A 17,347-nucleotide genomic window follows, 5' to 3' on the forward strand; every position below is an offset into this window, starting at 1 on the left:
CTTGACCGCTCCTAATCCCGCCTGGCGAGCAGCGCGCCTGCCAGCGCTCCAGCCCCCGCGGCGATGACAATCGACATGAGGGGGTGCTCCTTGATGAAGCCCTCGACGGGCTCGACCTTGTGGCCTGCCTCGGCCCTCAGCCGCTCTATCTTTTCGCCCGCGTCGTCAAGCACAGCCTTTAGCTCTTCGCCCTTCGCGGTAATGCTCATCTCCCGGAGCTTCCGCGCCGCTTCCTCCAGCACGTCGGCCGCCTGGGCTTTTACCTTTTCCGCGCCCTCGAACGTGGTGTCCACCACGCGCTTCACATTTTGCTCCAAACAAGATCACCAAAAATAAATATATTTCTTAATATAATAATGTTTTGTAGGCGCTTATGCGGTAAAAGCAGGCCTAAGTAATACTTTTATACATTTCGCCTGGCCTTCATCACGTTTTCCATCATCTCTTCGAGCGCCTGCGCCAGCGCCCTATCGTTGCTAAACCCCTCGACTGCAGCGCTAAGCTCTCGGGCGGGCATGCCCTTCATCTCTTTTGCCATCGCGACCATGTTAGGCATTGCCCTCACAACGTTATCCACGATGGTCACGGTGGCCGCCCTGGCCGTCCTGGATAGCGGGTTCAAGTCAATCGCTATGACCTTCTTCCCCATCTTCACCAGGGCTTCGCACCGGTCTCCATCTTCCAGCGGTACGAGCACTACGTCTGCGCCATAGATGCCCATCGAGGTTGCCTTCGCACGTTCATGGGAAAGGCCGGGTATCAACCTATCAGGCCGATCCCCATAGACAACCCTGCATCCCTTCGACTTCAATAAGGCGGCTATCCGGGCAACCCGCTCCTCGGTCCTATGGAAGAGGTTTACCTCCACCGGAGCGTTAAGCACATGAGAAAGCTCGCAGACTTTCTCTGCGGCGAGGGCGGCAGCATTACCGTTGACCGAGATGACAGGCCTCTCTGCTAAAAGCATCAGCGCAACAGCAACACGCTCAGCCTGCATAGCGGAAGCCGTCGTCCTCTCGCCAAGCAAGTAATCAAACGCCTCGCCCCTCCCCTGCGCTATGAGGCCCTGCATGCTCGCTATGCCATCCTTCACCCCCTTGACAAGCAGCTCCCTTGTCACAAGAGAAAAATATCGCGGATGGTTCTCAGGAATGTCGGTCATGGTACGAACATAGACAGGGTCTCTACTTAACGTTTTCGAAATTTCTGCCGGGCCGGGCTTATTCAGCCCAGCGCCGGAAAAGAGCCGCTTATCCCGGCGAGCATCATCTCGGTGGCTATCGCCGCCAGCACGATGCCCATTATTTTCGTGAGCACCCGGGTGCCATCTTTGCGGAAGACGCTATACAAAAGGTCGCTGTTGACCACGATGAGCCACGAGCCGAGCATGGCGATGAGTATGGCCGCCAGGACCAGCAGCTTATCCATGCCTGCGGCCTCGTTCATGTACACCATCGTGACGGTCATCGCGCCCGGGCCCGTTATGAGCGGAGTCGCCATCGGGGTAACAGCGATAGAATCGATGTCCTCGTCGGGGGAGCCATCCGTCCTCTTCGTCCTCGTCTCACTGCCCATGAGCATGTCGAAAGCTATCAGCAATAGCAAAATGCCGCCCGCTATCCTCAGCGAGTTCAAGGATATGGACAATAGGTCCATGAACGGCTTCCCAACGAGGGCGAAGACGAAAAGAATAACGGTTGCGATGGCAGAAGCCTTAGATATCACGTATCGGCGCTCGGCGCCGCTCATGCCCCCCGTGAGGCCCAGAAATATCGGGATGTTACCGAAGGGGTCCGCCATCACGAAGATGGATATGGCGGCGCTGATAAAAAGCTCGAGGTTCACGGACATCCAATAATATGAATAAGCGTAAAGGATATAATCCTATTCGTGGGAGGATGCGTGTTTCAAGGGCAGGGCGGCGTCCCATTCCACCTCGATGAAATGCCTGAGGACGGAGATGATGCTCTCCATGCGGGTGTGGATCGCCGTGACCTCATTGCCCCCGGGTATCGTATCGCCCATGATGCTGATGAGCACCTCGGCGTCGTCTACCATGAGCACGCCTCCCATCAGCGGTATCCTGGAGGACGGCTTCTCCGGGTCCATCAGGCGTACCTCGATCCCGGGAAGCTCTCTTAAGGCATAGTCGGCGGTGGACCTTGTGGTGTAGACGAGCCTTACATGGACCCCGGCTGCAATCCTTTTTTTAAGCATAGGCATGATATTTTCGAAGATGGGATATCGCTCCCTGAAATCCAGGAACAACGGGTCGGTAGCAATGAAAACTATGCTCCTCCTGGCATCGCTCACCATGTCAGACACCTTATTATAAAGGTTCTTGACGCCACGTATGGTCCACACGGACTCAGCATGCTCCTGGCTCTCCCCCCTGGCATGGGCCTCCTCCAGATGCTTGAGGGCTTTCTCGCTTTCTTCCTCGATCGCGCTCCTGAGCTTCTCGATCGCCTTGACAGGTGCGATGCCACGATACCTCATGGGCTTCCCCTTCTCCACCTCTATCAGGCCTCTCTCTTCCAGCCTGGAGAGCGCTCCGTAGATTGCCGAGCGGGGGATGCCGGAGGCCATGTGGATATCTGAAACAGTTCCGACCTTGATGAGGTTGAGCGCCATATAAGCCCTCGCCTCGTACTCGGTCAGCCCAAGGCGTTTCAGCGCCTCCACCATCCACCTATCACTCATGAAAAATACATACGTCCCGCAAGCTTTAAATAATTTTCCAATATTAGAGTAACATTGTATTTAGTTTTCCTGTACTAACATTATCGAGGGATTTTCATGAGTAAGACAAAATCGATATGCCCGGTATGTCACGATGTCATCGATGCATCCGTCGAGAAGGAGGACGGCCAGGTTCTCATCACAAAAACCTGTAAGGATCATGGCACTTTCAATGACGTTTACTTTTCAGATGCAAAGGTATACGATAATTATGAAAAATTCCGATCCATTGGGAATGGGCTGGCCAACCCAATGACTAAGACGGTAAAGGGATGCCCATACGACTGCGGCCTCTGCCCGAACCATAAGACGCCCACGATACTCGCGAACATCGACCTCACCAACAGGTGCAACCTTTCCTGCCCACTGTGCTTCGCTAATGCGAGAAAGAGTGGCTACGTATACGAGCCTACCATCGACCAGGTCAGGCACATGCTCGAAGTCTTAAGGAGTGAGAAGCCGGTGCCATGCTACGCCGTACAGTTCGCCGGAGGCGAGCCGACGATGCGCAGTGACCTGCCCGAGATAATCACGATGGCGAGGCAGATGGGGTTCTTCCAGATCATGATAGCGACCAATGGCATGAAGTTCGCGCAGAGCAAGGACTACTGCCGCGAGCTCAGGAAGACTCCCCTGTCCACGACATACCTCCAGTTCGATGGCGTCACAGAGGAGCCTTACATTAAGCTCAGGGGCTTTAACGCCCTGCCCTATAAGCTAAAGGCCCTGGAGAACATGCGCGAGGCCGGCCTGAACAACGTGGTGCTCGTGCCCTCGCTGGTGAAGGGCGTGAACGACGCTCAGGTGGCCGACATCATAAGGTTCGCGGCGAAAAACGTGGACATGGTAAGAGGGGTGAACTTCCAGCCAGTATCCTTCACGGGCAGGGTGGATACGGAAGAGCTAAAGAGGGGACGGATTACCATACCCGACTTCCTGGCCATGCTTGAGGAGCAGAGCAACGGCGAGATCGTGAAGTCCGACTTTTTCCCGTGCCCTGCGGTTGCGCCTATGTCAGACCTCATGGAGGCCTGGACTCATATGCCCCAGGTCAAGTTTACCATCCATCCGCACTGCGGCACCGCTACCTACGTGTTCGTGGATAAGAAGGGTGGCCTGCTGCCCATAACCAGGTTCGTTGACGTCGCGGGCCTCATGGGGGCGGTCGAGCGCATCAGCAACGAGTGCAAGGGCTCAAAGCACTCGAAGGTGCTGCTGGCCGAGAAGCTCGTACGCGAGGTGCCCAGGTACGTCGACATGGCGAAGATGCCGGAGGGAGTCAACATCCCCAAGATACTGGTGGCGTTCGTGAAGAGCGGCGACCCCGTCAAGGTGCTCTCCGAGTTCCACTATAAGTCTATGCTCGTGAGCGCCATGCACTTCATGGACCCGTATAACATGGACCTCGCCAGGGTGCAGAGCTGTGGCATTCATTATGCCATTCCCGATGGCCGGGTCGTACCCTTCTGCACTTATAACACTCTCTATCGCCCCGACGTTGAGAAAAAGCTCGCCAGGCAAGCGGTGGTTGAGGCCACCCAGAAGGCATGACCATCGCCTCCCGTCTCCCTCTTTCAATTTCGCTTTTATCTGCTGAGCAGAAATTATGTTTAATCAGCGTCCATGCTCGCCAATGATGGGTATCTTTTCACCACATTTGGGGCACTTCTTATCAGCAGTGATATTATAGCGAAGCACTTTAAACCCGTAACGCTCTATGAGCAGGCTATCGCACTTCGGGCACCACGTATTCTCATACCTGTGGCCGACCACGTTCCCGAGGTACACGTAATTCAGGCCAGCATCACGGGCTATATCATGAGCCCTCTCCAAAGTCTTGACGGCGGTAGACTCACGGTCCTCCATGTGATACATAGGGTGAAAGCGCGTAAAATGTATAGGAGTGTCCGGCCCGAGGTTTTCAAGACACCACCTCGATAGGGCCTTAATCTCCTCGGGCGAATCGTTCAGCCCTGGTATTAAGAGGTTGACCACCTCGACGTGCATGCCCATATCCTTTGCCATTTTAGTCGAGTCCAGCACCGGCTCAAGCCTGGCGCCGCAGACCTTCCTGTAAAAATCCTCGGTGAAGGCCTTGATGTCCACCCTGAAGGCGTCCAGCAGGCCCTTCATGGCCTCTAAGTGCTCCGGAGTCGGGTAGCCATTCGTAACGTACACGGTCTTAACGCCTTTTTCGTGGCACTTCACGGCGCAGTCGTGCGCATACTCGACCCATATGCCCGGCTCATTATACGTCCATGAAACGCTTCTGCACATGGTATCGACGGCGCTCTGGGCAACTTCCTCGGGCATGATATCCATGGAGTAGACTTGCTGGATGTCCGCCTGTGAAATGCCCCAGTTCTGGCAGTGCTGGCACCTGAAGTTACACCCGACCGAGCCCACCGAATAGGAATAGCTGCCGGGATAAAAATGGTAGAGAGGCTTTTTTTCGATTGGGTCGCTGGCCTCCGAGGTCACCGTGCCGTATATCATCGAGAATACCCTGCCATCGACGTTCTTTCTCGTACGGCAATGGCCTACGCCGCCGGGAGGGATGACGCACCTGTACGAGCAAACGCTGCACTTCGCCTTCCCATGCTCCAGCGGCGTCCAGAGAATCGCCTCCTTCATCATAGCGCCGCCACCATCAGAAATCCACTCCCTCCATAATATTATATGTTATTGTGCTGGGTTGAATATATATTATCTTGCATCTTTTTTACTAGTGACTGAAGGGGGGTTCTATTTTATAGTGGATGGTTTGGCAGCGCATCTTCTACTTCTAGTGACCGACCACTTAACAATCTGGCCGCCGAGAGGAGGCCTATAAAATATCGGCATTAAATATATGCTTTATGTCATAATCGCTAAACTCGGAGGCAGTCAAGCCATCATAGCATTCCTCTGCCATATAATTATATCTGCCCAAAAACGGCCTTATACAGGCCAAAATTCGGCAACTGCCAATGGTTTTAGGCCAGATCACCATATCGGCAGGAAATCGATGCCTTTATATACTAATAGCTTAAATCACACAGTAACTGCTGCAGCCTGCTGGCGAAGATTTTCAGCGCAAAAAAGGCATATACAAATGCCATAACAAAAATGGTTGAAAAATATGCGGTAACACGAAAAAATATTTGTAGTCGTAAAAGCTTAATTCAAAAGGTCGGACGGTCAGAGGATGAAAAAGGTCATTAGCTTATTGCTTCTTAGCATCATATCATTATCACTAATAGCCGTCACAGGGGCATACGCAGCGGGCGGCACCCCTTTTAGCATCAGCGGGCAAGTCATCGACCGATACGGTAATCCTATAGCTGGCGCAGACGTGACGCTAGTGGATAGTAATTACAAGGTAATCGGCACAATGAAAACGAATGAAAACGGCGACTTTGACTTCATTAACAAGGTTGCAGAAACCGATACGTGCAAGGTGCTGGTATCGTACACCGATTCTGATGGTAAAGTATATAAAATACCTCCTGAATGGTGTGCATGGAATAATACTAAAGGCACTACAATCCTGCCAACAAGATATACGACCATTCCCGATTATCCGCCTCCGGTTTACGGTTATATATACGGAGTTATTCAGACCGACTCGCCCCCTTATGGACAGTTCATAAAAGGCATCGTCTACCTAGTCAGTAATGATGTGAAATACTATCAGTTCGCCGAACGGACCGATGGCAAGGGGAGCTTCCAGTTCTACGTGCCGGCGGGCAACTATATGCTTTATGCCCAGCACTGGGAGAATGGCGTAGTATACGAGTCCGCGCATAAACAGGTCACGGTCAGCCCTAATAGCGCGATTACCGAGGTCGCCGAGACCAGGATAATACTGCCCCTGACATCGCCGGCGAGCAACCCCGATCCGTACGAGATGCCATCGCACCACAATAACAAGGTGAACGGCACCGTCGTGACCAGAGATGGCAAGCCCTGGCCAGGGGCGACCGTGACGCTCCTCCAGAAAGCCGATAATGGCACTGGCTGGACCCCAATGAAGGGCTATGATGGCAAACCCCTCACGGCAACGACGAATGATAATGGCTATTACGAGTTCTATGGCGTCTCGCCGTCCAGCAATGACGGCCAAATCATCCAGTCAAAAAAGGACATCAAGGTCATGGTTGAATACACCGACGTGAACGGCTCGAGGCAAACCTACACCGCCGATAACAGGGACTCCCGCCCGTTATATTACCCCGATTTCATCATGGGCTACGGCGTGGAGAACGCGGCCCGTAACATTACCATGCCCCAGGTGACGCTGCCATTTGCCGTGGGCGGGTGGGTGAACCTCAACTCTGTGCCCACGGGCGCATACATATACGTGGATGGGCGGCAGCTCTTCGGCCCGGACAATAAGCCCTTGACAACGCCGTGCACGGCCTACATCGACGCAGGCACTCACCAGATAAAGATGACCAAGGATGGCTACGCGGACAGCGTCGACACCATAACAATGGAGGCCAACAAGCAGCACCCGGACCTCATAATGAGCCTCGAAAAGGCGCTATTCCCGGCCTGGGTTACATTCGCAGTTGCGGTCATAATCCTCCTGATATTCATGGGGCTGATAATAGCCTTGCTGGCGACGAGGATAAAGGGCGTTATAGCCTCGATTGCCAGGCTGCTCGGAGGGCTGGGCCATAAGGTGGACGATTATAGGGCGAAGCGCGAGGTCGCCAAAGCCCATAGGGCTGAAATTGCCGAGCAGAAGAGGCTGGAGCAGCAGCGGAAAACCATTAAAAGGCAAGCAAGGCCCGGGCCTGGAATCGGCGAGGATGACGTACCAGTGGTGAACGTCGACCCGATGAAGAGGAAGACGGGCGTGCCCGAGGGTAAGAAGAAAATACTGGACATCGACTTTAAGCACATCACTGACAGCGTTCCGAAAAAGGTCAAGCCCAGGGAGGCCGTAGATAGTAAAGAGAGGGACACCCCCGTCGTCTTTGCCAGCGACATATACAGGAAGCCCAGCACTAACGTGGAGCGCATCCCTTACGAAGCGTCTTCGAAGCCCGTGGACGATAGCGAGGCGCTGGTTGAAAGGCCAGGGAGGGGCGAGCGGTTCAGGATCCCGAAGGCGTCGGGGAAGCGTGAGGCAGGGTCGTCGCTCGGAGATAAAGAACGCGTGCTCCGATACATAAAGGAGCACCCCGAGGGCGTATCGTTTATACAGATGAGCAACGACCTCGAGATAATACCCAACAATCTCACATACATCACCAAAGAGCTCGTCATCAACGACGATATCGAGAAGGTCAAGGGGCTTTACTATTATAAGTCCCATGCCTCGCCTCCCGACGAAAGGTCATCATCAGTGGTCGTGTGGAGGCTAGACGGCGATAAGTAGAGAGGCTGGATGTGAATGGTTGATAATGATAGCATAGGCAATGATATGATGTTAGACGATGGGACCCCCGCAGATGGCGGCTATGGGTTCTCGGAGGGCAATAGCTATATGAAAAAGAGGAGCTCGGACGCGATACCCATCGGCTTGAAGATCGGCTCCACCCGGACAGTCCTGGTCATGCCCAATTACGAGGGCAGCCTCGACATCGTGAGGACGCTGACCTGCGTGGCCAAGTACAGGGACCTTTTCACGGGAAAGCTGGCCACCAAGTTCGGGGATGAGGCCGCAGAGGAGTACGCTGACTCCGTCTATTTCATGTTTCGCGCCGGCCTGCCCCAGGACGACGATAGCGTTAAGCTGGCCGCCCAGTTTATCGAGTATCTGGTCTACAAGTATAACATCCCCGAGAATAGCTACGTGACCCTGGCACACCCTGCGGTGGAGAATGACCGGGGCCGGAAAAATCTAAAAGAGATCATCTCGGGCATGTCCATTGGCAGGGCTGGAAGGCAGGCATGGTCTGAGGCGTTTTGCGGTGCCATACCCGCCTTTGACGGCCTTGACGCCATTAAGAAGACCTTCATGAGCGTGAACATGGGGTCCACCACGCTTGAGATGAGCGTGTTCAGGAATGGCGAGCCCGTCCACACGGTCACGCTGGGCACCATCAGCGGCAACATAGTGGACAGGAAGATACGCCTTGGCGTCCAGAACGAGACCCAGGGCATAGTCAACATAGACCTCAACACGGCGAGAAAGTACAAGGAGGAGTTCGCCAACTTCATCGACTATAAGCCTGTGTACGACTCGGTCCACATCCACGACAAGGGCCAGTATGGCTTCAAGATAGAGAAGAGCATAATGAAGCCCGTGGAGGAGTACGTGAACAACGTGGTCGAGGCGATAATGGAAAACTTCTTCCCCCAGCTCGCTCAGGACCACTATCAGACTTATAAGAGGGTTTTAACTGAGCCTATTATACTTACGGGCGGCATGGCGTGCATCCCCGGCTTGAAGGAAAGGATTCAGCAGCTCCTGTCTGACGAGCTGGAGCAGCAGGTCACGGTGATATCGAGCGATAGGCCGGACCTGGCTCCTGCGATAGGCGCCTATCGCATCTCCGAGTATACGCTTCAGTACAGGGAGTAGGCGCCTGCCTTTTTTTCTATTTTCCGAGTATCTCTTTCGTATAGGATACCTCAAAACCCCTCTCGGGGCTCAGCTTCGTCTCCAGGGTGAGCATGAGGCCTTCGCTGCGTATTGGCAGGATACCCTTGAACTTTTTTATCTGCATGATGCTCCTGGGCTGGCTCATGCTGGACGAGTCCCACTTGAACACGAGCACTGAGTTGCTGTTATCCGCTATGTCCTCCTCGCGATTCTTCTCCAGTATGCTCATGGTTAAAAAGACGTAGACGTTGTTGTTTCGTATCATCGCCATGCGGCTGATGCCTTTCATGAGTATTATCAGCCTGGTCCACTCTTCCTTTCCCTCCGGCTGTAGGCGTATAAGGTCGTTCATGGAATCTATCACTACTATGCTGTTCCTGGCATGGGCGTCCAGGATTTTTACAAGCTCGTCCATCAAGCTTGAGCTTTCCGTGAAAGGCGGCACGTCGACGCCGCCAGCCTCATTGCCCTGTATCCACGACCGCGGGACGTTCGAGCTGGAGAAGTAGCGGTATGAGAGGTCGATGAATACCAGCATCTTCTCCAGCTCTGCGATGTTCGCAATCTTCAGGTCAGAGATCTCGCCGAGGACTTCCTCTTTCGACCTGGATAGAGATATGTAGAGTATCTTATCGGGAAGCCTTTGGTTGGTTTTTTTAGCGCTTTGCTCGGCTTTCATGTGGGAAAGGCCCGCCAGGGAGGTGTACATCCAGGACCGTGCCCCTGCGCCTACCTCGTTCATGAGCAGGATAACGGAGTTTTGCAATACGTTGTCTTTTAGGATGGCGTCGAACGATTTTATGCCAGATGGGAAACCCTTTTGAACCTTATCCATTATAGCCACCCCATGTCATACCCATTGAATAGGCTCATTTCGCCCTTCAAGGGACCCTGTATCAGCTCGACTATGGCGTTATCCTTTTTCTCATCCCTGATTAGCTTATATGTCTCCAAATTTTTTCCAAGGCTGCCAGATATCATTTTATCGCCCCCACCCAAACACGGCCACAGCATTGTACCTCAAAATATAAATCTTAAACCTTTTAATTAATAAATATTTTCTCTATAGAGGCTTGTAAGGCGAAAATATGCGGTCTATTGAAAAACATTATTCTCAAAAATATTTATTTGTTCCAATTAATCGATATATGGATATATTTTTTCACAATAATTTTAACGCTAAACATAAAGATTATATGCTATCTATACGATACCTTTCATAATAAAAGCCTGAGTAAGCGTATATTTTGCTTAAATGGCATAAAACTGGCTAGAGGCTTCATGATAAAAGCCATCGATTATACTGGAGACAAAGGCCATGGATGACGCTGGCGGAACTGCCTTAAAGGAGATGCCTGAAAGCGAGAAAACGCGCGCAAGCATTGAGAGCGCAATGAAATTGATCGAAAACGCAGGCGGGAACGGGCCAGCCAGTAAGCCTATTGCATCCACAGCGCTACGTGGCGAGGCAACCGAAGTCGAGCGATACTGGGTATATGAGCCTTATTCATACGTGTCCATTACTTACGATGACAAGGGCATGGAGTATAAATATAACGTGTGCGAGCCGGAGATGACTGAGTCAGAGCTCGAAATCCTGGAGCGGGTATATGATGACCTGAGGGACCTGCTCATACGCGGAGATATAGAGGATGCCGGAAAAAAGGAGGCCATACTCAAGAAAGCATACGACTCGTTGCTCAACATGTATGGCCTGAAGCTTTCTAAGGCTTCTTATGATAACATATACTATTACCTGGTGAGGAACTACATCGGCTATGGCCGTATCGATGCCCTGATGAGAGACGGTAACATCGAGGACATCTCGTGTAATGGCATAGGTACGCCTGTTTTTTTGTTCCACCGCCGGTTCCAGAACATCAAGACCAACATAGCGTTTGATGACGAGCAGGAGCTGAACACGATGGTGACGCTGCTGGTACAGCGAGGAGGCCGCCACATCTCGCTTGCCGAGCCGATATCAAACGCTACGCTGCCCGATGGCTCGCGCATAGAGGCGACGCTTGGGCGGGAGGTGACCACGAGGGGTAGCTCGTTCACGATCAGGAAATTCAGGGCCGACCCGTTCACGCCGGTGGACCTGATCAAGAATAACACGATGTCATCGGACATTCTCGCATACCTGTGGCTGGCCATCGAGAATAACAAGAGCCTCCTATTCGCGGGCGGCACGGCATCGGGCAAGACATCCTCGCTTAACGCAGTATCTCTATTCATACCTCAGGGCTCTAAGGTTATCACCATAGAGGACACCCGTGAGCTTACCCTCTTTCACTCGAACTGGCTGGCGAGCGTCACCCGCGAGGGGCCGCTTAAGCAGCAGGGGGGAGAGATAGACATGTATGAGCTGCTGCGGGCGGCACTGAGGCAGCGGCCGGAGTACATCATCGTGGGCGAGGTGAGAGGCAGGGAAGCACTCACACTCTTCCAGGCGATGAACACCGGCCACACCACCTACTCGACGATGCATGCCGGCTCCATCCAGGCGGTGGTCAACCGGCTCCTCAACGACCCCATAAACGTGCCCAACATGATGCTTCAGGCCCTGAACATAGTGAGCATCCAGGAACTGCTAGAAGTGGGCGGAAAGAAGATGCGGAGGGTCAAGAGCATAGTGGAGATCACGGGCATCGACCCGAGAACCAACAACCTTCGTGTCAACGAGCTGTTCAGGTGGGACTCTGCCCATGACACGTACGAGCGGCTCGGCGACTCATACGTGCTGGGCTCCATCATGGAAAAGCTAGGCTGGGACCGTAACAGGCTTTCCAGGGAGATCAAGTACAGGGTCGAGATCCTCAACTACCTGGCCCATGAGGACATCCGTGACTACCGGAGCATCGGCATTGTTATACACGCTTACCGGATGATGCCAGAAAAGGTAATGGAATTATTGAGGAAAGGAGGACTTGCCGATATACTCCAGGCCGCGAGGCGCTGATCCTATGAATCTTTATTCATATGATATGTTAGCTTATCGGGTGTTTGGCGGCCGGGCCAGAAAAAGGAAACAGGGCTATACGGGCCTCGAAAGGGCGCTGAAAAGCGCCAACATGTATGTGCCCGTCGATATATACGTGGCCAGGGCCACGATGACATCGCTGATAGCAGGGATGTTTGCCGCAGCCATTGCAGCCGCCCTATCCGTGGCGTTCGCGGCAAGGCTCAGCGACTTCATAACCGTTCCGCTTGCATTCCCAGCGGCGTTCCTCGCCTGCCGGGCAATATATTTCTACTACCCGGCATGCAGGGCGTCGATAAGGGAGCAAGGGATTAACGCCACGTTCCCTTATGCGGTCACCTTCCTTTATGCCATGAGCAACGGCGGCGTAACGCCCCTAGAATCTTTCCGGTCGTTAAGCAGGCACAGGGAAGTGTACGGCGAAATGGCCGAGGAGGCGAGGGCCATAGTCAAAGGCGTGGACCTGCTTGGCGACGACCTGCTGACATCCATCAAAGGCGTCGCGGTGACTACCCCCTCCGAGCAGCTCAAGAACTTCCTCGAGAGCATGGTCAGCGTGATGGAGAGCGGCGGAGACCTCTCCAAGTTCCTGTACTCCAGAGTAGACCAGTGCCGGGACCTGGCCAGGAGGGAGCAGAAGACCCTGCTTGACCTGCTCGGCCTCATGGCCGAGGTATACGTGACCGCCATGGTCGCCGGGCCCCTTTTCATAATCATAATCATGGTGTCCATAGGCATGATGTACCCGGCTAATGACGCGATAATGCAGATGGTCGTCTACCTTCTCGTGCCCGTAGGCACGCTGCTCTTTATCGCATTACTATACGTGCTCGGGCTCATCGAGAGCACGGATAGGCAAGTCACGACAGCCAGGGAGCTTAAAGTGTTCCGCGATGTGAAGACTATCCCTGATTCCAGGCGGATAAGGATAGCCTGGTGGAAGTACTGGCTGAGAAAAACCCTCGAGAACCCCATAGGCTGGCTGATACGGTCGCCGGAAAAGGCGCTCTACGTGAGCGTGCCCGTTGCTATGTTAACGATGGCATGGCTTTTTTACACAAGCAGCGATGTCTATGGCCTTGTACGTGGCATCGAGGGGCGCCTTGTCCTCGGCTTCCTTGTTGCGGCAGCGCCGTTCACCATCGTGTGGGAGGCCAGGCGCAGGAAGGTACGCAGCATCGACGCCCAGATACCCGAGTTCCTTAAGCGGCTTGCAAGCGTGAACGAGGCGGGCCTGACGCTCGATAAGGCCATCAAGGCGCTCCTCAGCTCTAACCTCGGAGTGCTCAACTCTGAAATAAAGAAGATGGCGAGAGACCTGGAGTGGGGCGCCGGGGTTAAGGATGCGCTGATAAGGTTTGAGCACAGGGTTAACACCCTTTCCATACGCAGGGTGATTACGCTCATCGTTAATGCCAGCTACTCTTCGAATAGCATCAAGGATACGCTGGCCATCGCTGCAGGCGACGCGGAGGCCAGCAATACGATGAGGGCTGAGCGGTCGGCTGACATGCTCATATACGTCTCGATAATCTACATATCATTCGTCGTGTTCCTGTACATCGCTTTCGTGCTGGTCACCACTTTCCTTCCGGCGGTGCCAGCGTCGGCCGCCGTTACCGCGGCTTCTTCCCTCGCGAACGTGATCCCGCAGGCCGCCGCCGGCCAGGCTGCACACATCAAGGCGCTGCTATTCCACGCCGTGCTGATACAGGGCCTTTTCTCGGGCATCATCGCCGGCGTGATGGGAGAGGGCAGCCTTCAATCGGGGCTGAAACACTCAATAATAATGGTGCTGGCGGCATATGCCGCCTTTACTTTATTCATGTAGGTGCTTGCCATGTCAGGGCTTTACCCGTCTGAAGAGGGCGTATCCGAAGTGGTGGGCGAGCTTATGCTTCTCTTCATCACTGTGACGCTTTTCGCGATTCTCACCCTGACTGTTTATGCCCTGATGTCCCGGCCGCCCGGCCAGCCCATCCTGGACGTGTCCGCAAGCGTGTGCGATAATACTCTTATAATTCAGCACCTGGGAGGGGATAGCGTGCCCTATGGCGACCTGAGCCTTATCATCGATGGCAGGGAATACGGCGCTAGCGGTAGCGACGCTAACGGCAATGGAGCCTGGGATGCGGGCGAGGCCATCACGGTCAGCCTTCCCGCGCAGGCCTCGTCCAGAATGGCGATATATGATAAAGCGACAGGCTCCCTCCTGGAAACGTTTACCGTAGGAGGCCTATGATGCGGCGGGTCGATGCAGACGGCATATCCACGGTGGTCGGCGCCATACTGATACTCGCGCTGCTCGTCACCGTGGTGGCCATGGCTAAGGTAGTGTACCTTCCCGAGATGAAAAAGCAGGCTGAGGCCGACCACATGCAGACGGCTCTCAAGGACTTCATGGACTACAAGTCCCGGCTGGACGCTTCTTCCCAGAATGGCCGGGGCGGGACGGTGACCGGCCGCATCGAGATGGGCGGGGGAAGCATCCCCATTATAGGCCCGTCTAAGTCGAGCGGCACGCTGACGGTAGACCCGTCTTATGGGTCGTTTAACATTACGGCGTATTTCATGGATGGCAGCGCCATGAATTCCACAGCAACTAACATGGGCGCCATCGTCTATAGCTCTAATAATAATTACTGGATAGACCAGCAGTTCCATTATGAGTGTGGAATGGTCGTCCTCACGCAGTCCTCCGGCAGCGTCATGCTGGCGCCGCCGGGCATCGCCATGCTTAGGCGGGAGGCATCACAGCCGACATATACCTTGATGGTCTCACCCATACGTATTGACGGCGCCAGGGCCTCTATAAGCTCGACTGGCAGCGAGGTCATCACAAGTACCCTGTTTCCCGAAAAGAGCTTCTACTATGGGAGCAGGGATGTTGATAATAGGTATGTTAGAGGTGTTGATAACGTTACGATAAGCGTCACCACGGATTTTGCCCGTGAGTGGAGCCAGTATTTCCGTAGCACGTTTAGTGGCGTGGGGCTGATTGAGGGCAGTGATTTTAACGTTTCGGTGTCCGGGCGTAACGTTACGGTTAATGTGGCTCGCCCTGTGGGCAGTACCTTGTATATTGATTGTTATGATAGTGATTATATAACGACGCTTGGTAGCCCGATTGTTTCTCTGGGTCCGGTCGTCACCCCCGTGCCCAGCGTGACGCCCGCTCCTACGCCTACGCCTACTCCGGCTCCGACGCCTACGCCTACTCCTATGCCGACTTCGACTCCTACGCCTACTCCGGCTCCGACGCCAACACCAGCCACAAGCCTAATAATAACCCCTACCTTCATCATTGTTGACAAAGGAGAGCAGTTCAGCGTCACGGTCACCGCGATAGACGCCACTGGCAGAATAGCCACCACATACGCCGGAAAAGTCACGATCACCGATGAAGAAAATGGAAACAACCTACATGGCCCAACCACTTACAAGTTCACGCCAGCCGACGCAGGAACACATACCTTCTCCAGCCTGTGGTACTCTGGCCCCTTATTCACCATCCACAACGTTTACGCCACCGATGGTAATCTAAAAAGCAATTACATATTAGTATTTATTATATAGCCAGATATGCGTCAATCGCCATACCCAAATACTTTCATGGCTCATTTCTAGTGACTGAAGGGGGGCTTCGCTCTAGTAAAGAGCAAAGCGAAGCCCCCCTTCAGCCTCAAAAATAGCATCCACTATAAAATAGAACAAAACCATATTTAAAAGAACATGATACAGGCGGGCGAGGTGGGATTTGAACCCACGGTATCCGGCTTAGGAGGCCGGCGCTATATCCTGGCTAGGCCACTCGCCCACGCCCGCGCACTCTACTTATCCATTCTGGTATAAATACCCTACGAATGGACAGGCGCTAAATAAAATATAGTCCTGCTACACATATACCCGTTCAAACAGCCCTAAATACTGCCTCGTTTAACATAAGATTTAATAATATATAAATATCTGTTTTTAAATGTACTCAATGGTGATTATATGGCAGTTAAGAGAGATCCGTTATTGATAATATCGGCCATTTTATTAATAATCGGCGGCCTTAACTGGCTGGTGGTGGCGTTCGGAGTCAACGTTGTAGAGGCGATTTTCGGCCCCGTCTCGACGAGCATACTGACACGGCTGATATACATCCTGGTAGGGCTGGCGGCCATCTATATGCTGTATCCGCTTTACCTCTGGCTGACCTCGCCGGTAGAGAAGCCCGTAGCGCGCTAAATACGGGCTTTTTATTTTAGCATCTTAGCGATGACGGCCTCCTTTATGCACTCCTCGTCCATGAAGTATACCGGCCCGTCGAACGCGGGCTTCCCGTTGATAGATGCCTCGCACATCGAGGGCATGCCCGTCTCCCAGTAATCGACCACCTTCACCCTGAGGCCTTCGACGCCTTCGACGGCTTTTTTGACCTTTTCAGCGACCATCCAGGGCAGGTGGCACTGGTCGTATACCCCCAGGATGAGCACGTTCCTGTCTGTGCCGTGCTCAAAGCTTAGCTGCTCGACCTTTCCTTCAACCGAGTCGCCCAGAACCGGATACCTGAGCAGGAAGCGTTTGGTCGCATGTCCCCTGAACTCCACAGCATCCTTAAACCCATAGTTCTTATAAAAATCGTACTGCATTATTGGGGCATCCTTCAAGGTGAGCACGTCCACATACCTGCACTTTTTGCCCAGCAGCCTGTCAAAGAACCTGGTGGCGAGCATCTCATCCAGTATTGCCTTCCTTATGCCCAGGCCTGAAGGCTCGCCATCCGCCTTATCGCTGGCATACCAGGCGCAATCTATTATTGTTGTCCTTTTTACGTCGGGCGAAAATATCCCCAGGGGATGCGCTGTGGCGGGCAGGCACTCGACGAACCCCCTGGCCCCGCCATCGCCGCCATATGCCAGCATGCCGACGGTGCCAAACCTCTCTATCATGTCGAGAAGCCACTGGCGGCGGGCCTTCCGGCCTTCCATGAAGCCGGAATGCTTATTCATGCCCGGCATGTTGCCGCATAGGCCCATCAGGTCATCCACATTATCCTTAGCTATCTTTTCAAATCTCATGCTCATCATACCAACTCG

Annotated in this window: 16 protein-coding genes and 1 tRNA gene; 8 read left to right on the forward strand and 9 right to left on the reverse strand. The window is 53.6% G+C overall.

Annotated features, from left to right (window positions below):
• Positions 1-11: 11 nt before the first annotated feature.
• The 4 genes from MTC_RS04845 to MTC_RS04860 form a co-directional block, all read right to left on the reverse strand.
• Positions 12-305: a glycine zipper domain-containing protein gene (locus MTC_RS04845; RefSeq protein WP_014405566.1), complete on the reverse strand. Its 294-nt coding sequence runs from the start codon at positions 303-305 to the stop codon at positions 12-14.
• Positions 306-403: 98 nt separating this feature from the next.
• Positions 404-1,162, reverse strand: a complete 759-nt coding sequence (locus MTC_RS04850) for a 4-phosphopantoate--beta-alanine ligase (RefSeq protein ID WP_014405567.1) — start codon at positions 1,160-1,162, stop codon at positions 404-406.
• A gap of 62 nt (positions 1,163-1,224) precedes the next feature.
• Positions 1,225-1,851: a MarC family protein gene (locus MTC_RS04855; protein WP_014405568.1), complete on the reverse strand. Its 627-nt coding sequence runs from the start codon at positions 1,849-1,851 to the stop codon at positions 1,225-1,227.
• A 33-nt stretch (positions 1,852-1,884) separates the two neighbouring features.
• Positions 1,885-2,703: a TrmB family transcriptional regulator gene (locus MTC_RS04860; RefSeq protein WP_081476795.1), complete on the reverse strand. Its 819-nt coding sequence runs from the start codon at positions 2,701-2,703 to the stop codon at positions 1,885-1,887.
• A 96-nt stretch (positions 2,704-2,799) separates the two neighbouring features.
• On the opposite strand from MTC_RS04860, the gene tes reads away from it, so the two are divergent.
• On the forward strand, positions 2,800-4,293 hold the full coding sequence (tes, locus tag MTC_RS04865; protein WP_014405570.1) for a tetraether lipid synthase Tes: 1,494 nt from the start codon (positions 2,800-2,802) through the stop codon (positions 4,291-4,293).
• A gap of 63 nt (positions 4,294-4,356) precedes the next feature.
• Here tes and amrS read toward each other — a convergent pair whose 3' ends face one another.
• Positions 4,357-5,379 (reverse strand): AmmeMemoRadiSam system radical SAM enzyme, encoded by a 1,023-nt coding sequence (gene amrS / locus MTC_RS04870; RefSeq protein ID WP_014405571.1) that lies wholly within the window; start codon positions 5,377-5,379, stop codon positions 4,357-4,359.
• A 550-nt stretch (positions 5,380-5,929) separates the two neighbouring features.
• Between amrS and MTC_RS04875 the strand changes: the two genes are divergently transcribed.
• Together MTC_RS04875 and MTC_RS04880 are read left to right on the forward strand one after the other, a co-directional pair.
• On the forward strand, positions 5,930-8,110 hold the full coding sequence (locus MTC_RS04875) for a carboxypeptidase regulatory-like domain-containing protein (RefSeq protein WP_014405572.1): 2,181 nt from the start codon (positions 5,930-5,932) through the stop codon (positions 8,108-8,110).
• 15 nt (positions 8,111-8,125) lie between these two features.
• On the forward strand, positions 8,126-9,259 hold the full coding sequence (locus MTC_RS04880; protein WP_014405573.1) for a rod shape-determining protein: 1,134 nt from the start codon (positions 8,126-8,128) through the stop codon (positions 9,257-9,259).
• A 16-nt stretch (positions 9,260-9,275) separates the two neighbouring features.
• Here MTC_RS04880 and MTC_RS04885 read toward each other — a convergent pair whose 3' ends face one another.
• The gene (locus MTC_RS04885) at positions 9,276-10,115 is read right to left on the reverse strand and encodes an RAD55 family ATPase (RefSeq protein ID WP_014405574.1); all 840 of its coding nucleotides are present in this window, start codon (positions 10,113-10,115) and stop codon (positions 9,276-9,278) included.
• Positions 10,115-10,261: a hypothetical protein gene (locus MTC_RS13280; protein WP_158308491.1), complete on the reverse strand. Its 147-nt coding sequence runs from the start codon at positions 10,259-10,261 to the stop codon at positions 10,115-10,117. Before MTC_RS13280 ends, MTC_RS04885 begins: the two co-directional genes overlap by 1 nt.
• 337 nt (positions 10,262-10,598) lie before the next feature.
• Here MTC_RS13280 and MTC_RS04895 point away from each other — a divergent pair, with 337 nt between their 5' ends.
• From MTC_RS04895 to MTC_RS13465, 4 genes are read left to right on the forward strand one after another with little or no spacing between them, the layout of a single operon-like run.
• The gene (locus MTC_RS04895; RefSeq protein ID WP_014405576.1) at positions 10,599-12,242 is read left to right on the forward strand and encodes a type II/IV secretion system ATPase subunit; all 1,644 of its coding nucleotides are present in this window, start codon (positions 10,599-10,601) and stop codon (positions 12,240-12,242) included.
• A 25-nt stretch (positions 12,243-12,267) separates the two neighbouring features.
• Positions 12,268-14,094, forward strand: coding sequence for a type II secretion system F family protein (locus MTC_RS04900; RefSeq protein ID WP_158308492.1), 1,827 nt, complete (start codon positions 12,268-12,270; stop codon positions 14,092-14,094).
• A gap of 9 nt (positions 14,095-14,103) precedes the next feature.
• Complete coding sequence (locus tag MTC_RS04905) at positions 14,104-14,505, forward strand: type IV pilin N-terminal domain-containing protein (protein WP_014405578.1); 402 nt, start codon at positions 14,104-14,106, stop codon at positions 14,503-14,505.
• A complete protein-coding gene (locus tag MTC_RS13465; RefSeq protein WP_048189018.1) occupies positions 14,502-15,839 on the forward strand; it encodes a DUF7289 family protein in 1,338 nt (445 codons plus the stop codon). Before MTC_RS04905 ends, MTC_RS13465 begins: the two co-directional genes overlap by 4 nt.
• 166 nt (positions 15,840-16,005) lie before the next feature.
• On the opposite strand, the gene MTC_RS04915 is transcribed toward MTC_RS13465, so the two are convergent.
• Positions 16,006-16,080: transfer RNA gene (locus MTC_RS04915), tRNA-Arg, on the reverse strand.
• A gap of 179 nt (positions 16,081-16,259) precedes the next feature.
• On the opposite strand from MTC_RS04915, the gene MTC_RS04920 reads away from it, so the two are divergent.
• Complete coding sequence (locus MTC_RS04920; RefSeq protein ID WP_014405580.1) at positions 16,260-16,496, forward strand: DUF378 domain-containing protein; 237 nt, start codon at positions 16,260-16,262, stop codon at positions 16,494-16,496.
• Positions 16,497-16,507: 11 nt separating this feature from the next.
• On the opposite strand, the gene MTC_RS04925 is transcribed toward MTC_RS04920, so the two are convergent.
• On the reverse strand, positions 16,508-17,338 hold the full coding sequence (locus tag MTC_RS04925) for a hypothetical protein (RefSeq protein ID WP_014405581.1): 831 nt from the start codon (positions 17,336-17,338) through the stop codon (positions 16,508-16,510).
• Positions 17,339-17,347 lie beyond the last annotated feature (9 nt).

The sequence above is a fragment of the Methanocella conradii HZ254 genome (assembly GCF_000251105.1).
GTDB lineage: Archaea > Halobacteriota > Methanocellia > Methanocellales > Methanocellaceae > Methanocella > Methanocella conradii.